Genomic DNA, 16,588 nt, shown 5'->3' with positions numbered 1-16,588 from the left:
TTTTCGTTTGCAAGTGACAAGCCTCTGAAAAGTTTACCGATTTCAGATTCATCTCAGGAGAAAAAAGTTGATGAATGGTTATTATTTTTTGATCCGCGCCATTTCATATAAACGGTAATAATCGAACGTCTCTGAATGAGCACCACTAATAAAAGCATACCCAAATTTGCCAAAACCATGAATCGAAAATGGAAAGCATTAAGAACACCTGCGGCTAAAAGCAGCGCCACAACGGAGTAATGCTTCGCAAGTGAAAAACCCGTCCAATTTTTTGAGGAGAAATAGCTTCGGCTCCAAAAAAACAGAACATAGGAGATACCCGTTGCAAGTCCCGCGCCGAGAACACCATAGTGCGGGACGAAGAGCCAATTGATGATCAGGCATGGCAGAAGTGAACAGATACTGACCCAAATATTCAAATAGCTCTTGCGTGAAAAAACAATGCCAAGCGTCGTTGTCTCACTGACCGTATACAGCACGGGCTGGAGACAAAGTAAACCAAGAACGCCTGCGGCAGGCACATATTGCGGAGATAAAAGAAACATTAATTGATCTTTAAAAAGAAGGATGCCGAAATACAGAACGGACATGAACAGAAGGGTACCTTCACTTACCGCTTGAAACGCACGAATGGATCGTCCTTCGCTGTACCACCGATAAGCAGTCGGCACCCAAAAGTTCGTGAAGCTGGACTGCACGACAGCGAGCACTGCGGCAATTTTCAGTGCAGCAGTGAACATACCGATTTCATAAAAACCGCTCCATGTTCTGAGCGCAAGCCGTCCGGCAGAATTCAGGATTGTTGATGCTGACGCAGCAACAACAAGCGGCAAGCCGAATATAACCATACGCCGCAGCAACACGCGATCAAAGTGAAAGCCGCGAAAAGTAAAATAGGAGCGGTAGCGGATCATCAGAAATGAATCGCCGATCATTTGACCTGCAGCAGTTGAATAGACGACTGCAAGAAAATCCCTGCGGATCATCAGAACAAACAGCAAGGTCGCAGCCAAAATAACCAGCTTAATAAAAATGGTAAACATTGAATATTCAAATGCTTTTTCCTCCATACGAATCGACAGCAAAATGAAGCGTTCAAACGTGATAAAAACAAGTGAAATGCCAAGAAGAATCGCTGCGCTGTACTGATCACGCGCGCCAAAAAGAATATGAGAAGCCGTGTCTAGATTCAAAACAATTACAAGCAGGAACAATAGGGCAAATAGGAGCGGAAACAGCAGTGCGTGAAGAAAAAGGCTCTTCCGATCATCCACCTCATTAAATTCCCTCGTATAAGCCTGATCAATCCCCAAATATTGGAAGGTTGACAGCATCGTTAAAGCAAGCGCGAACATGCTCGCTTTGCCATATTCAGCAGGTGACACAAAATGTGTGGTCACCGGTATGGTAATAAAAGCGATGAGCGCGCCGCCGGCAGGTCCGATTGAAAAAGCAAGCAGTCGTTGAATAAATGCTTTCATTTTTTCCCCTTTTCGTTGCAAAGCTTGGCTTGATTAAGTCTTGTTCAAAGTTAAAGCTGTATGATCATGAACGGCCTATTGCCCGGCAAACCGCAAGAAAAGATGATTTACCGGAGCCCCTGCTTTTCTATCGATTATTTGTTAGAAAAGCGTTGCAAGACCAAGCCTTTGGCATCGAATATCATCTCGCAAAGTTGTTTTCGCGAATTATGTGCAGACACAAAGGCACGATAACCGGTGAAAGGTCTTGAAGATGAGTGAATCTTTCTCTCGAAACAACGGCTCCGCATCATTGCTAAATTTCACTCGTGTACTTACATAAGTGTATCAAAGAGCCGCAGCAATTCAGCATTCAGCTTTTGTATATTAAACTGATCTTTAATCGTTTGCCGCGCATTTTGTGTGATTCTGCCCCACTTCTCCGGCGACAGGATGACTTCTTCCAAAACACGCGACAATGCGTCCGCGTTTTTTTCGGCCACAAGGAAGCCATTTTCTTTGTCATGAATCAGTTCGGGAATGCCGCTGTGATAGGTGGAAACAACAATTTTCCTCATCGCCATGGCTTCCATCAGCTGCACGGGAATGCCCTCCATATCGCCATCGCTTGCTGTGACACTGGGAGCAAGCACAATCTGTGCCGTCTTCATCAGTTCAATCCATTCATCTTGTGTTTTCCAGCCAAGCAGGCGGACATGCCGCGTCAGTTTATTGTCGTCAATCAATTGTTGCAGCATGTCCCTTAACGGACCGTCACCGGCAATAAAATAACGGACGGAGTATCCCTTTTTTATCAGCTGTCCGACGGCCTTGATGCCGTAAATCAATCCTTTTTTTTCGACCAAACGTGCGGCAGAGACAATGACTGCCGGTTTCGCGAGCTGAGAGGGATGGCTGTCAAAGCGCAGCAGATCAATCCCCATATGATGAATAATAATTTTGGACGGATCTGCACCTAGTTCAATGCAGCGTCTGCGCCAGAAATCACTGATCGGCAAAATAAAAGCTGGTGAACGAAATAAATCATGATACGCATCTTGGCCTTTTTGTTTCACATAACGCAGCATATCGTAACCGTGAAAAGCGGTGAACAAGGTTCCGTTCAGCAATCCCAGCTCAATACATTTTTGTGCAAGCAGTCCGTTCGGTCCGAAATGCGCCATAATAACCGTTTGATCCGTTAAGTTAACTTGATTGAGCGTACGTACGAGCAAGATCAGATTCGGCATTTTGATCAGATCACGAAAAGCAGCCTCGCATTTGTAGGTTCTGTTAAAAGCACAGGAAAACAAATGCGCGCCTAGTGCACGGGCGAAAGACAAGCCCTTGCGCGCGCGCGTTTGCGCCTGAGACGAGTTGCCATAATAAACCACGTGGCTGAGCAGTTCATAATTCACCACATCGGGATGAATCTTTGAATCCGATCCGCTTTTCTTCGCGAGAATTGTTACCTCATGGCCGGCGTCAATCAAGCCTGTAATTTGATTTAAAATAAACGTTTGCGAGAGTTTCGGAAACTCTCCGACGAGAAACAGAATTTTCATTGAGTGTCACCATCATATTGAGACATTCGGCCGCGACGCGCGTCTACTTGCTGACTTCAGGAATCACATCTGGACGTCCGATTGAGTAGTATTCAATGCCTGCCTTGCGTGCTGCCGAAATCGTGTAGCAATTTCGGCCGTCAAAAACGATCGGTTCGTGCAAAAGGCGGACAAAAGTCTGTGGATCCATTCGCTTAATATCCGGCCAATCGGTAACGATCATCGCACAATCTGCTCCATTTAATGCTTTGGAAACACTTTTTGTATATACCGCAGGTGCACTGATCCATTTGCTGCCTTGATTTGCCGCAATCGGATCGTAGCACACAACCTCTGCGCCAAGTTCCGCCAATTTTGGTATCAGCACCAGTGCCGGAGATTCGCGCAAATCGTCGGTATTGGGTTTAAACGCAAGACCGAGTACAGCCACCTTTTTACCGTGAAGCGAACCGAAACGTGTAAGCATCTTTTCGATTAAGAGCTGCTGCTGATGGTTGTTGACCTCAATCACCGATTTGAGCAGATTGAAATCATGATGATGATTTCCAGCAAGCTGTACCAGTGCATTGGTATCCTTTGGAAAACAAGAACCGCCATAGCCAATCCCGGCTTTCAAAAAGGCACTGCCGATTCGATGATCCAGACCCATACCTTTTGCAACTTCTTCGACATCGGCACCTAACTTTTCACATAGATTCGCAATTTCATTAATAAAGCTTATTTTCGTCGCCAGAAATGCATTCGAGGCGTATTTAATCATTTCACTGCTGGATACGTCGGTTCTTACTACAGGAATGCCGAACGGTGCGTTGATTTCTTCCAGCACATCCGCGGTTTCATGATCTTCCGTTCCAATAATGATTCGATCGCCATGAAAGGTATCGTGAATGGCTGATCCTTCTCGGAGGAACTCCGGATTTGAAGCGATTCGAATGGCGATACCGGGGCGAACATGGCTGAGCATCAATTGTTTGATTCGCATGTTTGTGCCGACCGGTACCGTACTTTTAATAACGACAATGACGGATTCCTGTGCATACTCCGCTACATCTAGCGCAGCCTGTTCTATATAGCGCAAGTTGGCCGAACCGTCGGCAAGCTGTGGGGTTCCAACCGCCAGATAAACAACATCTGCTCCATCAAGTCCGACCCGATGCTGATCGGTAAAGTGCAAGCGCCGGCGTTTCTGGTTTCTCAGCATCATTTCACCGAGCCCCGGTTCGTAGATGGTTGGAATGCCTTGATTAAGCTCAGCAATTTTTTCCGGATCAACATCAATACATGTGACCGTATGACCGATTTCAGCAAGTGCAACACCTGTAACCAATCCAACATAGCCTGTGCCGATCACTGCGATTTTCATATATGTCCCCCCACATTATTCCTCTTTAATGATTATGCTGTGTTAAAAGATTATCGTGTTCGTCACTATTTACTGGCATTCGGAAAGTGGCTCTTGCTATGCAACAGATGAACCAATAAACAACACGATCGTTTAACATCGCCAATGATTAAACTATCCTTGCAGGCTTAAAATCATGCATTGATTCTTATTATGAATACCGTACGTAAAGAAAGTATTAAGAAAATGCATGGATTTGGTTAAATTTTTTATCAACCGCTTGCATATGGGGAACAATTGGCTGCTTTAGAAATTCGTGAAAGATTAAATGGGAAGTCTGTTAGTGTATCAGAAAACTTGACTTCACCAAGCCTCTGGCGAAGGTGAAGCCTTAGTTGCGCTTATACTAAATTCCTCTAAATCTGTATATTTGTGTCAGAAAAACCAGGTAAAAAAGCGTTCGATCCTTACCATGTATGATAGCTTTGTGTCTTTTCGGTGCTGAATCGTCGCTTCGATTACTCGCTTGCCGTGGGTGTATGCATTTTAGCGAAAGCTCTTTTGCTCCAAATACCGTTTTGAATCATCACCCTGTGCTTGATCAAACATTTCTGTTTCGTTAAGCATTCTGGTTTTTCATTAAATAACGAGCAAAATAAGCGGAATTTTTCCGGTTATATGCATCATGATGCATGTTTCACAGGTACATAAGGGTAATTTTTCCGCTTATTCAAAGCAAAACCCTTCACTTTCACGTTTTTCGATTCGATAAGTGGAATTTCTCCGTCTATTTAAGCAATTTTTTCATACATTTTCTAAATAAGCAGAATTTTTTCGCTTATTTTTCAGATTGGGCGCTTACCTGATCGCCCAACCGAATCTTATGACCTTATCGTCGTACCGGCAAGGCAAAACGATAAATTTTCTTTACCTATTAGAAAAACTTGGCTTCGTCAAGCCTCTGGTGACGGCTAATTCTTAGTTGCGCTTACACTAAATTCCTCTAAATCTGTATACTTTCTTAATTTGTGTAAAAAAATCCGTTTCACTTGTCCGGAAACGGATCTTTCTCTTCGGATAATTCTCCATATTTAAGCATTCGAAAATAATAACCGAAATTGCTGCTCTGCCCGAGCAGGTTCGTTCGGCGAAACCAGACGCGCACATCATCCTCGGGAAGCTCGGCGTAGCGGACAATTTCTAAATTGTGGCTCAACGAAAAGGCATTGACCGCATCACGCAGTGACATCGCCTCAACTATTTTTTTCGGCAGCCGAATATTGATTGGGAATCGTTGCCTGCCGTCATACTCTTCATAAATCGCATATCGGTTCTCCATGATTTCCCTCCCTTATCTCTATTTTTTGTATCGTTCCCTAAAATAAGCTTTCCATGTCATGGTTCATCCTGGGTTAAAAGGGCCAAAACACGGGCACTGGAGTTTTCATCTAAGAGGAAATCATCGCTGATGACGCGATCCCTTAAATGGATCAACCGCGTACCGGCCTGGCTAATCAATTCATAATCATGCGTAATGACTAGAAAAATCCGCCCTTTTCCCGCCTCTCTTTTTAAGCATTCAGCTGCTTTTTCTAAGCTGTGCCAATCAAGTCCGGAAGTCGGTTCATCAAGGATAATGATCGGTGCAGCACTCATCAATGCAGCGGCTAGCGTCACCCGCTGTTTCTCGCCCCCCGAAAGTGTGGACGGATGTCGATCGCGCAGTGCCCAAAGATCGAGTTCTCGTAAAAGCTGCTGTGCACGCGGCACTTGAACATCGTCCTCTTTAATTCCTATAAACAGTTCATCCCACACGCTCTGACCAAACAACTGGTAGTCCGCTTCCTGCATGACATAGCGGATTTGCTGACTTCTTTTTCTGCGCGGAACAGGTCGGCCGTCGATCATGATCGTTCCCTCGCTCTTGCCGGAAAGGCCGCAGAGCACGCGAGCGAGACTTGTCTTGCCAATCCCATTCGAACCGGTCAGCATCACAACTTCTCCGGAACGTATCGAAAAAGTAAGATCATGTAAAAGCGTTTCTCCAACGGACCATCCGTTAATTGATAATTGATTAATGCTCACTTGATGGATATTCTGCGGCATTGTCCGGCGATTATTACTCGCTCTCCAGATGAAACGTGTCTGTCTCAGTCCTGACTCAGCCAGTTGTTCAGCCGGCAGCATCACCAGTTCTTCCTTTGAGAAGCTGCGCATTGCTTGACCGGCGCGTACATAAATCATTCGATCAAGCAAATCTGATAAATAGTGGAGACGATGCTCCGCCAGCACAATTGTATGACCGGCCGCCTTCCATTTTCCAAGCAAGTCGGCCAGCTGAAGTGTTGCCGCCAAATTCAGATTCGATGAAGGTTCGTCAAGCACGTAGATGGTTTGACGGGCAACACGAACGGCAGCAATGGCTACTTTTTGTTTTTCTCCGCTCGATAAAGTCATGATCCGATGATCGAGCAGCGTCATCAATTTTTGCTCAATGGCAGCCTGATGGACGCGTTTTTTTATCGTTTCCGGTCTCATACCGAAATTTTCACAATAAAATGCGAGTTCATCCCCCACCACAGAGGTGAAAAACTGACTACGCGGATCTTGAAACACACTGCCCACCCGCTCCGAACGTTCCCATGAAGCCATGGCTTCAATCGACTGACCGTTCATCTCCGCCGTACCTTCAATGACAAGCGCTTCATCCATATAGGCAAGTCCATTAATCAGGCGAATGATCGTTGATTTGCCGCTTCCGCTGGGTCCAGACAGTACAACCAGTTCCCCAGACGCCACGGATAGGGAAAAGTTATTGATAATCGGCACTTCTTGACGCGAACGTACATAAATATTTTTTAATTGAATCATCGGATCAGCCCTTTTATTCGTCATTGACTATCTCCTTACCAACAAAACGAAAGTCAGGATAAGAAGCAGCAGAATAACCGCATAATCACAGAAATGAAATTTAATCTCATGCACCGATGTTCGTCTTATCGGAGCCTCCGCGCCGCGAGTGATCGCCGATGCCGTTAATTCATCCGAAATTTTCAGCAATCGGATCATCAGCGGAACAAGTGCACACTCAAAGACACGCCACGGATGAAGCCAGCCTGTCCGGCTGAAAAAAGCAACACCGCGCTGTTTCATGACCTCATGAATAGATCGTATCTCCATTCCGGCAATTGGCACAAAGCGCAGACTGACCGAGAAGGCAACAATTATCGTTTTCGGAAGATGCCAGGCAGTCAATGCAGACATGAGCTGACCGGCAGGCGTACGTACCAGCACTTCGCCGGCAAGTAGCGCAGGAAGAAAACAAACGATAAAATAGGAAAAAAAAGCAAGGCTGACAAAAAGTATATTCCGTGTCTCAGATGCAAAGTAATCCGAAAGAAAATAGAGTAAGAGAATCAGCACGTAAATGGGCAGTGATCTTCGCACACCGTTCAAAAATCCGTAAAGGGCTGTAACCGAGAATAAAAGCAATAGCTGCGTCACGGTTGAGCCAAAGATGAGAAAGCCGATAACCAGAACAACGCCGAGCTTCGTTCGAGGGTCGAGAATTAAAGGTTTACTCATTGATCTGCAGGATACCCGACTTAACAAAATGCCTGCGCAACAGCCTGGCTCCTGCAAAAGAGCCGATTGCAGAACCGACAAAGGTCAGAACAAAGATCAGTCCCACTGTAATTGGATTGAAATAAATGTCCATCATCTTTGCAATTTGCGCTGCGGTATATCCATGAACGCCCTGCGGATTATAATTACCGATGATCCATAGTATGGCAGCCGGATGCAACGATTTGACACTGAGAAAAACGCTGCAGGCAAGCCCTGACCGAAACACATGACGATATCCGCTCCCGCGCGGCATCATCATCGCTTCGCCAATCAGTCCGACCAGAGCGTAGAAAATAACCATATGCGGCAGACCGGCGAGCAGAAAAATGAACCCATAAAGAATACTGTGCAGAAAAATTGCCCCGTGCTTACCTACTTTCAAAACCATAAGCAAAAACAGCGGCGCTGTTAAAAAGGAAATAACCGCCCCGGAAACTAAAATAGCTCCTCCTGCGGTCAAGAAGCTTAAGACGCCGAACACCTTAGAAAGTGCACTTCCGATCATCATGATCGCCGCGGTAAATATCGCAATGGTAACCACATCACGTATGCCTAAAAATTTTTTCCTCATATATGTCTCAATCCCTATCTATCTGATTTTCTTTAATCTGCCCTGCTCCATAGCGTAAACCGCATCGGTGTGATTCAACGCAGAGCGTCGATGCGACACAATGAGCATTGATTTCCCCTCAAATCGCTCATCCAGCGCGCGAAGAATCATGTGTTCATTCAAGCGATCAACATTGCTTGTCGGTTCATCAAGCAGAATTAAATCACTGTCGCGCACAAACAAACGCGCCAAGGCCAACCGTTGGCGTTCACCCGTTGACAGACGATCTCCCAGCTCGCCGACCTTCGTTTCAAAACCATGGGGAAGCCTGTCAATCATCTGCTTCAGATTGACCTGTTCTGCTGCCGTTGCCACTTCTTCATCCGTTGCATTCGGATTGCCGATTCGGATATTGTCGGCAATGGATTGATTGAACAGGAAGGCGTCCTGAAGCGAAGCGCCTTCGATCACGCGCAGTGCACGTGTTTGAATCAGCGTCATCGGCTCTCCATTCAGCATGACTTCACCATGAGTCGGGTCCCAGAAACGCATGATCAGTTTGAGCAACGTGCTTTTTCCAGATCCGCTTGCACCTGACAAACCAATTTTATCGCCCTTGTCTAAATGAAAGTCAATGGCCTTCAGTATTTCGGGTTGATCGTCATAGCCGAAGTCTACCTGCCCAAGTTCAACGTCTTCAAATGTACTCGGCTCATAACCGCTTGCTGCCTCCTTCACAGCCGGAAGTTCTTCGATGAGCTGCACAACGCGGCGGCAGGCAGCGAATGCCGGAATAAGTCCGTTACCGAGCTGATTTAACGCAAGAACCGGAGCGGATGAAGCAAAAAAAGCTATAGCTGCATAGAGAACCGACGAACCGACAAGGATTCCGGATGAAACCAGAATGGTACCGGCAAAAAGAATGGCAAAAGTAAAAAACAGCAGCCCGCTCTCACCGAGACCCCGAAGAAAGAATGCGTTTTTTCCTAGTTGAATTTCTTCATGACTCAATTCTTGTTCCATGTTCATTAGTTTCTGCTCATAGAGCTTCTTCCGTCCAAATAATCGAATATCGCGGATACCGGAGAAAATATCGAGCTGCAAATGGTGAAATTGGCCGGCAATTCGCCGCATCGCAGTCCCTTTATCTTTTTCATGCTGATAATTGATGATCGGAATGACGCAGCCGAGCGTTAAATAAGCAGCCAGCCCAATCATGCCGAAAACGGGATGAATCATCCAAAGAACAATCGTCATGACTGTCGACACCGTCACACCGATTAACACCGGACCGATCGTGTGTGCGTAAAACACTTCAATGAGTTCGATGTCACCGGTAACCGTTGATACCAGTTCACCGCTGTTCCTTGCTTCCAATTTTGCAGGCGCAAGCCGTCTCATCGCGGTAAATACCTGATCACGCAACTTCGCAAGCAAACGAAAGGCGACATAATGACCGGTGTACTGTTCCGTGTAGCGAAATACGCCGCGGACTAAGGCAAGTACGAGCATGCCGCCGAACACACTCCATAAAATGAGCGGATTCCCATACAAAAGCTTCTCGATTCCATAAGCACCTAACAAGAAGATCGCGGGCACAGACAAGCTGCTCACTGCCCCCGAAAATGCGGAAAAGAGCAGCATAGGCGTCAAAGGACCCGCCAACTTAAGAAGTTTAATGACTGCCGAGCTCGTTCTTCTCATCCGCACACACACCCTTTTCCATTTTTTCTTCTTCCTCGACCAACCGTTTATAAGCACCTTCCTCGGAGATCAGTGTTTCATGCGTTCCAGACTGAACCATCGCGCCGCGATCCAGCACATAAATGCGGTCCGCATCGCGTATGGAGTACATTCGGTGAGCGATCACAATCACTAACTTTTCTTGAGCAAGCGCGCGCATCACATCAAGCATGATTTCTTCACTGTCCGCATCTACATTCGAGGTGGCTTCATCAAAAAGATAAATCGACCGGTCGGCCAGCAAAAGGCGAGCCATAATCAGCCGTTGTTTCTGGCCTCCGGACAGGTTGCCACCATTCTCAGTCAGCACGGTGTCAAGCCCCCCGCTCAACGTATCAAAAAAAGATCTGAGATTAACACGTTCTAAAGCGGCAATAAGCGCGGCATCTTCCGCATTCGGATTACCGAATCGTAGATTTTCCCGCAAGGTCGCCGTAAATAACCGGCTGTCTGAGGACATAAGTCCGACCTGTTGAAACACACTGTCTGGATCAAGGTCTCGCCATTCATTTCCATTAATTGTCAAACTTCCTTTATATCCTCGAAGCAAGCCTGAAACCAAGCGCTGCAAGGTGCTTTTCCCCGAGCCGGATTGGCCGACAAGCGCAATCCGCTCTCCAGTCTGTGCTTCAAAATCAATCGATTGCAGAATGGGACGCGTTCCATCGTAGGAAAAACTGAGCTCGTGCGCCTCAATTCTGTAGCTTGATGTGGCAGATAATTTCTGCTCTCCATATTGTTCTTCAGGAAGATCTAAAAATTGGAAAAGTCGTTCTGCAGCCGACACTCCAGTCATCGCAACATGAAAAAGCGAACCAAGATAACGTAGCGGGAGAAAAAACTCAGTACTCAAAAGCAGGACGAGAATCAGTCCGACTAGGTTAAGGTTGCCTTGGGATGCCTGAATCAAACCGGCCGCAATCCCGGCCCCCGAGCCGCCGTATACGATAAAGTCCATGACGGTGATCGAATTGAGCTGACCCCTGAGTACCTGCATGATCGAGGTACGAAACCGTTCAGCATTCTGATTCATTTCCCGATGAATCGTTTCATCCATCTGAAAAACCTTGAGTGTTGTCAGACCACGAATATTTTCAAGAAAACGCTCACCTAAGCTCACATAGGCACGCCAGTATTTCCTTGACTGTCCTTTAGCCAGTTTACGAATAACAAGAATCGAAAGCGGAATCAGCGGAACACAGAGCACAAGAACAAGTGCAACGACCCAATTGAATACACCAAGAACAAGCAGAATGGTCGGAGGGATTAGCATCGTGCTGAATACCTGAGGAATGTAACGGCCGAAATAAGCACTCAGCTGATCAATACCGCCTGCCGCTGTTTGAGCAAGTTCCGATGCAGAGAATGAGCCGCGGTCACGGATCTCCTGCTCCGATACTTTTTCATAAAGCCGACGCCTTAGCATACTTCGCGCAGCATTCGAATAGCGCGCTGCGGCCGCAACCATGTGCCCATTCGTCTGCATTCGAGCAAAAAGCAGTGCAAGTAATACCGGCAGCGCAAAAAGTACATGCCAAAGCGCAGTCTGTCCCATTAATATGGATTGCAGTAAAAGAGCAAAAAGCAGCATACTCGCCATATAAAAAACAGCACTTAAATAACTGTTCAGCACACTGATAAACAGCCATTTTCTTGCGCCTTTTGTCAGACGGAAAAGTCTCTTATTTATCAAAACGACCCGCCACCCTTCTTAAACAGCAATTTCCGTCTCTTTCGGGAAAGCGAAAAAGACATCGAACGATCCGAAGAATCCTAATCTACACTCTACTATACATGATTCGCGTATTTTTATAAATGAAAGTCTCTCTCATTTAACAGGCAATAGTCCCTCTTTCACCGCTGTTTATTTTCGCCTGTATGAAACATGGTTGGAAATGAAAGACTAAGATCATAACTTTTGGCTGAAGCTGCCTACGAAACGGTTGAAAACGTGATGAACAAATTAATTAAGAAATTAATCGGCTTTTCAATGGGACCAGTCATCGGCGCACTGATTTCATTCATGACGATCCCCCTCACTACTTATTACATTAATCCTGCCGAATATGGAAAAGCAAGCATGTTTCTTCTGTTTCAGACAATCGTCGGTACGTTTCTTTTTCTTGGTGTTGATCAGGCCTACACGCGAGAATATCATGGAGCATCCGATAAAACGAAACTTTTGCAACATGCATTGCTGCTTCCTTTAGGCTTAGCACTGCTTGTCCTGTTTGCTGCGCTGCTTCATCCCAGACCCCTGTCACAGCTACTGTTCGGGCGCCCGGATGAAGCGTTGCCTACGATTCTTTTCGGTGTGATGACTTTATTTATGGTTTTGGAACGCTTCCTCATGCTTTCCGTGCGCATGCGCGAGAAAGCATTCGAGTATTCCCTACTGGCGATCATGGCTAAATCAGCTGTGTTTCTACTGACTTTGTTTTTCATCTTCTTCATTCGCCGTGATTTTCTGACCGTTGTCTACGCCACGGTATTTGGTCAAATCACTGGTGATGCCTGGCTGTTTTGGCGCTACCGCAGGATGCTCAATCCAAAAGGATTCTCCATGGATCGCGTTTTATTGAAAACGCTTGTCACCTTTGGATTGCCGATTGTGATTGCGACCTCGCTCTCCAGTTTGCTCGGTGGATTAGACCGACTCGCGCTTCGCCTTTGGAGCACTTTTAATCAAATAGGCATTTTTTCTGCGACACTGAAAGTTGCCGCCGTTCTTTCCGTGTTTCAAAGCGGATTCACCAGTTTTTGGGTCCCCACCGCCTATCGCTGGTATTCCGAGAATCGGCCCGTCACCTATTTTAAAATCGTCAGTGATACCGTTCTGCTCGCGATGTCGCTGCTTGCAGCCGGTATCTTCCTATTTAAAGGGATTATCGTGTTTCTTTTATCTGCTCACTACAGCAGCGCACAATACCTTGTCTGTTTCTTATGTATGCAGCCGCTCATCTACACCGTAAGTGAAACCACTTGCCTCGGCATTGTTTTTTCCAAAAAAAGTTATCTGAACATTTGGGTTGGCCTATGTGCCCTGATTCCAGCGGTTATACTCGATATTCTTCTCGTACCACCATTCGGCGCCAAAGGTGCGGCTATTGCTACAGCGGTTGCGTTTCTCTTCTTTTTTGCAGCGCGAACTTTTTTCTCAGGAAAACATTGGGTTTGCCTCCCAGTAACGAAGCATTACATTGTTTTTCTCATTCTTTTCGCCGCTGCTTTTATAAACCTAATGGATGTTCCATGGCTCACCATCGCAAACATTTTTTCACTGCTCTTAATCCTCATTGTTCAGCGCAGTACCATTCGCGTGCTATGGGTATTTTGGAAAAAAACGAGAACAAATCGGAGGTAAGCTCATGAAAGTTGCAATCATTTGTACGGAAAAACGGCCGGTACCTGCCGTTCAGGGAGGAGCAGTAGAAACCTTAGTTGATCTGCTCATTCAGGATAATGAACGACAACCGATGGCTGAACTTGACGTCTACTCTATTGACGATCCTTGCGCTCGGGAGCAAAGCACCAGCATCAATCACACTCGTTTCTTTTATATCAACAAGGATGATCCGTTCCATTACGCGCGACATATGATGAATCGAGTTTCGAACACGTGCCGCCTTTCCATGTATTCACATGTGTTCTTGTCACGAACCATTCGCGCACTTGAAAGACGCAGCTACGACTGGATTATCGTGGAAAATCGGCCAAAGTTCATCAAATCGCTGCGCAGACATCTTGGCAGCAAGACGTGCATTGCGCTGCATCTGCATAACGATACGCTGAATAAGGAGTACTATGAGGCGTGCTCAATCATTCACATGTGCGATCGTGTGCTCTCGGTCAGCAGCTATATCAATAATCGTGTCCAAACAGCCGCGTCTGAGCAAGACAAATGGAAAGCCCGTGTCCTCTACAATCGCATCGATACCGCATTGTTCAAACCGTCCTTTGATCACCGTTTCTCAAACAGAATCCGCGAGCAGTGCGGCATACCGGAAAATCGCCCGGTTGTGCTCTATTACGGACGGCTGAATCTCGAAAAAGGTGTGCTGGAACTGATAAAAGCCTTCGCGCGTGCGCGACAAGTCACACCATCACTCTACTTAGTGCTGCTTGGCAGCTTTCCCTATAAAAAAGATCAGAAGAAAATTCAGCCGACACTCGATTTACTTCCAGCAGACTCCTATTCGCTGATGGATTACATCAATCATAGCGAATTGCCAGCGTATCTCTCGATTGCCGACATGGTCGCCCTCCCGTCACTGTGTCATGAAGCGTTTGGCCTAACCATCGCCGAATCAATGATCCTCGGAAAAGCCGTCATCACAACCAATGCCGGGGCTATCCCAGAACTGATCGGCACAGGAACAGGACTTGTCGTCCGAACGGGGAGCAACATCGATGCGCGCCTGACCGACGCACTGCTGCGCTGCGCGACTCGCCCGGAATTACGTCATCGGCTCGGTGCGAGTGCCCGAAAAACCGCATTGTATCGTTTTCGATCCGACGGGTATCTGAAGGAGCTGTTGGAAAAACTGAACTAAGGCCTGATTCAGTAAATTTATAACACTCAGATTATGCTCCCGAGCGGCTCTCGGGATTTTATCGGTCTTTTAAGCAATTTATCGGTCCTTTTCCAAAATTTATCGGCCTTTTTAGATATTTTATTCTATTGACCGTCTATTTTGCGTGATTCATAATAATAAAAACTCCGAATCCAATTTTCCGGATCCGGAGTTTCTTGCTCTAATTAGTCAAATTCCATAATTGAGATTGATAAATTTCACATTCACATAGTCATCAATGCCTTGATGTCCGTTTTCTCTGCCGAAGCCGGAATGTTTGACACCGCCGAATGGGGTTTGGGTGAAGGCAACCGTGTTGCTGTTGACACCGACCATGCCGTACTGCAATCCCTGGCTGACCTTGGCAATCCGTTTCAAATCCAAGGTATAGAAATAGCTGGCAAGGCCATAGTTCGTATCATTAGCCATGCCGATCACTTCATCCGTATCCGTAAACTTAATGACCGGCAGCACCGGTCCAAAGGTTTCTTGATAGAAAATATCCATTTGATTTGTGACATTTAGAAGGACAGTCGGTGCGTAAAAATTACCCATCGCGTAGTCGCCATCGATCAGACGCTTGCCGCCGGTCGCCAGCATGGCACCTTTTTCTACCGCGTCGTTTACTTGGCGTTGAATTTTTTCGATTGCATCTTCACGAATAAGCGGCCCGGCATCCACGCCTTCCTCCAAACCATTGCCCACTTTAACTTTTTTCACAGCTGCGACAAGCTTGTCCGTGAATTCAGCGAAAATCGATTCATGCACGAAAATTCGATTCGGCGAGGTGCAGACTTGTCCGTTGTTGCGGAATTTCGAAGATACAAGATCGGTCACTACTTGATCAACCGGGGCATCATCAAACACGATAAACGGCGCGTGACCGCCCAGTTCCAATGATACTTTCTTCAATGTATGTGCCGACTGCTCGAACAGCATTTTCCCAACTCCGGTTGAGCCTGTAAAAGTAATTTTACGTACGGCGTTGCTCGAAGTCAGTGTCTTACCAATCGCCGGCGCGTCGCCAATGACGAGGTTCACAGTACCATCAGGAATTCCTGCCTCTTGAAAAATTTCCATTAATGAGGTCGCAGAAAGCGGCGTTTCTGGAGACGGCTTCAGTACGATTGTATTCCCGCCTGCAAGCGCCGGTGAAATTTTTCGTGTAATCATTGACGATGGAAAATTCCACGGAGTAATTGCGCCAACCACGCCAAGCGGTTCTTTTTTGACAAGAAATAGATGTCCGCCCGGCCCCGGAATGGTTTCCCCATAAATGCGGCGCATTTCCTCCGCATGCCAGCGCACGCTTTCCGCGCCGCCAAGCACTTCGCCTTTAGCCTGAGCAAGCGGTTTACCTTGCTCAATAGTCATAATCTCCGCAAGTTCATCCGCCTTTTCTGTGATTAAATCCGCGACCTTGCGTAAGATTTTGGCGCGTTCATCCACAGGCATTGATGACCAGACGGGAAAAGCCGCCTGCGCTGCCTCAATCGCTTTTTCCGTATCTACCGCACCGCCGCGCGCTACTTTGGCGATTACCTCTCCGGTTGCAGGATTAACGACATCGTCAACTTCCATGCTCTCCGCATCAATCCATTCCCCGCCGATAAAGAGTTGCTTCGGTGCCTGTTTTACATATGAATTCTCTAGTGCCATCATGCGTTCACCTCGTTAATGTAGTAAATCCATGCTGAAAAATGAACCTATAAAGCTAGCATACCTGA

At 46.6% G+C, this 16,588-nt stretch carries 12 protein-coding genes; 2 read left to right on the top strand and 10 right to left on the bottom strand.

Going from position 1 to position 16,588, the window contains the following annotated elements; translation table 11 throughout:
* Positions 1–53 precede the first annotated feature (53 nt).
* The 9 genes from NIE88_RS17510 to NIE88_RS17470 form a co-directional block, all read right to left on the bottom strand.
* On the bottom strand, positions 54–1,481 hold the full coding sequence (locus NIE88_RS17510) for a lipopolysaccharide biosynthesis protein (protein ID WP_253064101.1): 1,428 nt from the start codon (positions 1,479–1,481) through the stop codon (positions 54–56).
* Between the two features lie 314 nt (positions 1,482–1,795).
* Positions 1,796–3,025, bottom strand: a complete 1,230-nt coding sequence (locus NIE88_RS17505) for a glycosyltransferase (RefSeq protein ID WP_253064099.1) — start codon at positions 3,023–3,025, stop codon at positions 1,796–1,798.
* Between the two features lie 43 nt (positions 3,026–3,068).
* Positions 3,069–4,388: a UDP-glucose dehydrogenase family protein gene (locus NIE88_RS17500; protein ID WP_253064097.1), complete on the bottom strand. Its 1,320-nt coding sequence runs from the start codon at positions 4,386–4,388 to the stop codon at positions 3,069–3,071.
* 1,024 nt (positions 4,389–5,412) lie between these two features.
* Positions 5,413–5,706 (bottom strand): hypothetical protein, encoded by a 294-nt coding sequence (locus tag NIE88_RS17495; RefSeq protein WP_253064095.1) that lies wholly within the window; start codon positions 5,704–5,706, stop codon positions 5,413–5,415.
* Between the two features lie 56 nt (positions 5,707–5,762).
* On the bottom strand, positions 5,763–7,262 hold the full coding sequence (locus NIE88_RS17490) for an ABC transporter ATP-binding protein (RefSeq protein ID WP_253064094.1): 1,500 nt from the start codon (positions 7,260–7,262) through the stop codon (positions 5,763–5,765).
* Positions 7,263–7,265: 3 nt separating this feature from the next.
* Positions 7,266–7,952, bottom strand: coding sequence for an energy-coupling factor transporter transmembrane component T (locus NIE88_RS17485; RefSeq protein WP_253064093.1), 687 nt, complete (start codon positions 7,950–7,952; stop codon positions 7,266–7,268).
* Positions 7,945–8,565: an MptD family putative ECF transporter S component gene (locus NIE88_RS17480; protein ID WP_253064091.1), complete on the bottom strand. Its 621-nt coding sequence runs from the start codon at positions 8,563–8,565 to the stop codon at positions 7,945–7,947. Before NIE88_RS17480 ends, NIE88_RS17485 begins: the two co-directional genes overlap by 8 nt.
* Before the next feature lie 18 nt (positions 8,566–8,583).
* Positions 8,584–10,248, bottom strand: coding sequence for an amino acid ABC transporter ATP-binding/permease protein (locus tag NIE88_RS17475; protein WP_253064089.1), 1,665 nt, complete (start codon positions 10,246–10,248; stop codon positions 8,584–8,586).
* The gene (locus NIE88_RS17470; protein WP_253064087.1) at positions 10,220–11,980 is read right to left on the bottom strand and encodes an ABC transporter ATP-binding protein/permease; all 1,761 of its coding nucleotides are present in this window, start codon (positions 11,978–11,980) and stop codon (positions 10,220–10,222) included. Before NIE88_RS17470 ends, NIE88_RS17475 begins: the two co-directional genes overlap by 29 nt.
* 225 nt (positions 11,981–12,205) lie before the next feature.
* Between NIE88_RS17470 and NIE88_RS17465 the strand changes: the two genes are divergently transcribed.
* Positions 12,206–13,651 (top strand): lipopolysaccharide biosynthesis protein, encoded by a 1,446-nt coding sequence (locus tag NIE88_RS17465; RefSeq protein ID WP_253064085.1) that lies wholly within the window; start codon positions 12,206–12,208, stop codon positions 13,649–13,651.
* A 4-nt stretch (positions 13,652–13,655) separates the two neighbouring features.
* A complete protein-coding gene (locus NIE88_RS17460) occupies positions 13,656–14,840 on the top strand; it encodes a glycosyltransferase family 4 protein (RefSeq protein ID WP_253064083.1) in 1,185 nt (394 codons plus the stop codon).
* 210 nt (positions 14,841–15,050) lie between these two features.
* Here NIE88_RS17460 and NIE88_RS17455 read toward each other — a convergent pair whose 3' ends face one another.
* The gene (locus tag NIE88_RS17455) at positions 15,051–16,520 is read right to left on the bottom strand and encodes an NAD-dependent succinate-semialdehyde dehydrogenase (RefSeq protein WP_253064081.1); all 1,470 of its coding nucleotides are present in this window, start codon (positions 16,518–16,520) and stop codon (positions 15,051–15,053) included.
* Between the last annotated feature and the right edge of the window lie 68 nt (positions 16,521–16,588).

This window comes from Sporolactobacillus shoreicorticis, from assembly GCF_024125445.1.
Taxonomy (GTDB): domain Bacteria; phylum Bacillota; class Bacilli; order Bacillales; family Sporolactobacillaceae; genus Sporolactobacillus; species Sporolactobacillus shoreicorticis.
The sequence above is the reverse complement of the archived record's forward strand: the minus strand, read 5'-3'. Positions and strand labels throughout refer to the sequence as shown.

Coding starts and splice junctions, on each gene's coding strand:
- NIE88_RS17495 (WP_253064095.1), bottom strand. CDS start 5,706: ATGGAGAACCGATATGCGATTTATGAAGAGTATGACGGCAGGCAACGA.
- NIE88_RS17480 (WP_253064091.1), bottom strand. CDS start 8,565: ATGAGGAAAAAATTTTTAGGCATACGTGATGTGGTTACCATTGCGATA.
- NIE88_RS17475 (WP_253064089.1), bottom strand. CDS start 10,248: ATGAGAAGAACGAGCTCGGCAGTCATTAAACTTCTTAAGTTGGCGGGT.
- NIE88_RS17510 (WP_253064101.1), bottom strand. CDS start 1,481: ATGAAAGCATTTATTCAACGACTGCTTGCTTTTTCAATCGGACCTGCC.
- NIE88_RS17460 (WP_253064083.1), top strand. CDS start 13,656: ATGAAAGTTGCAATCATTTGTACGGAAAAACGGCCGGTACCTGCCGTT.
- NIE88_RS17485 (WP_253064093.1), bottom strand. CDS start 7,952: ATGAGTAAACCTTTAATTCTCGACCCTCGAACGAAGCTCGGCGTTGTT.
- NIE88_RS17455 (WP_253064081.1), bottom strand. CDS start 16,520: ATGGCACTAGAGAATTCATATGTAAAACAGGCACCGAAGCAACTCTTT.
- NIE88_RS17490 (WP_253064094.1), bottom strand. CDS start 7,262: ATGACGAATAAAAGGGCTGATCCGATGATTCAATTAAAAAATATTTAT.
- NIE88_RS17500 (WP_253064097.1), bottom strand. CDS start 4,388: ATGAAAATCGCAGTGATCGGCACAGGCTATGTTGGATTGGTTACAGGT.
- NIE88_RS17505 (WP_253064099.1), bottom strand. CDS start 3,025: ATGAAAATTCTGTTTCTCGTCGGAGAGTTTCCGAAACTCTCGCAAACG.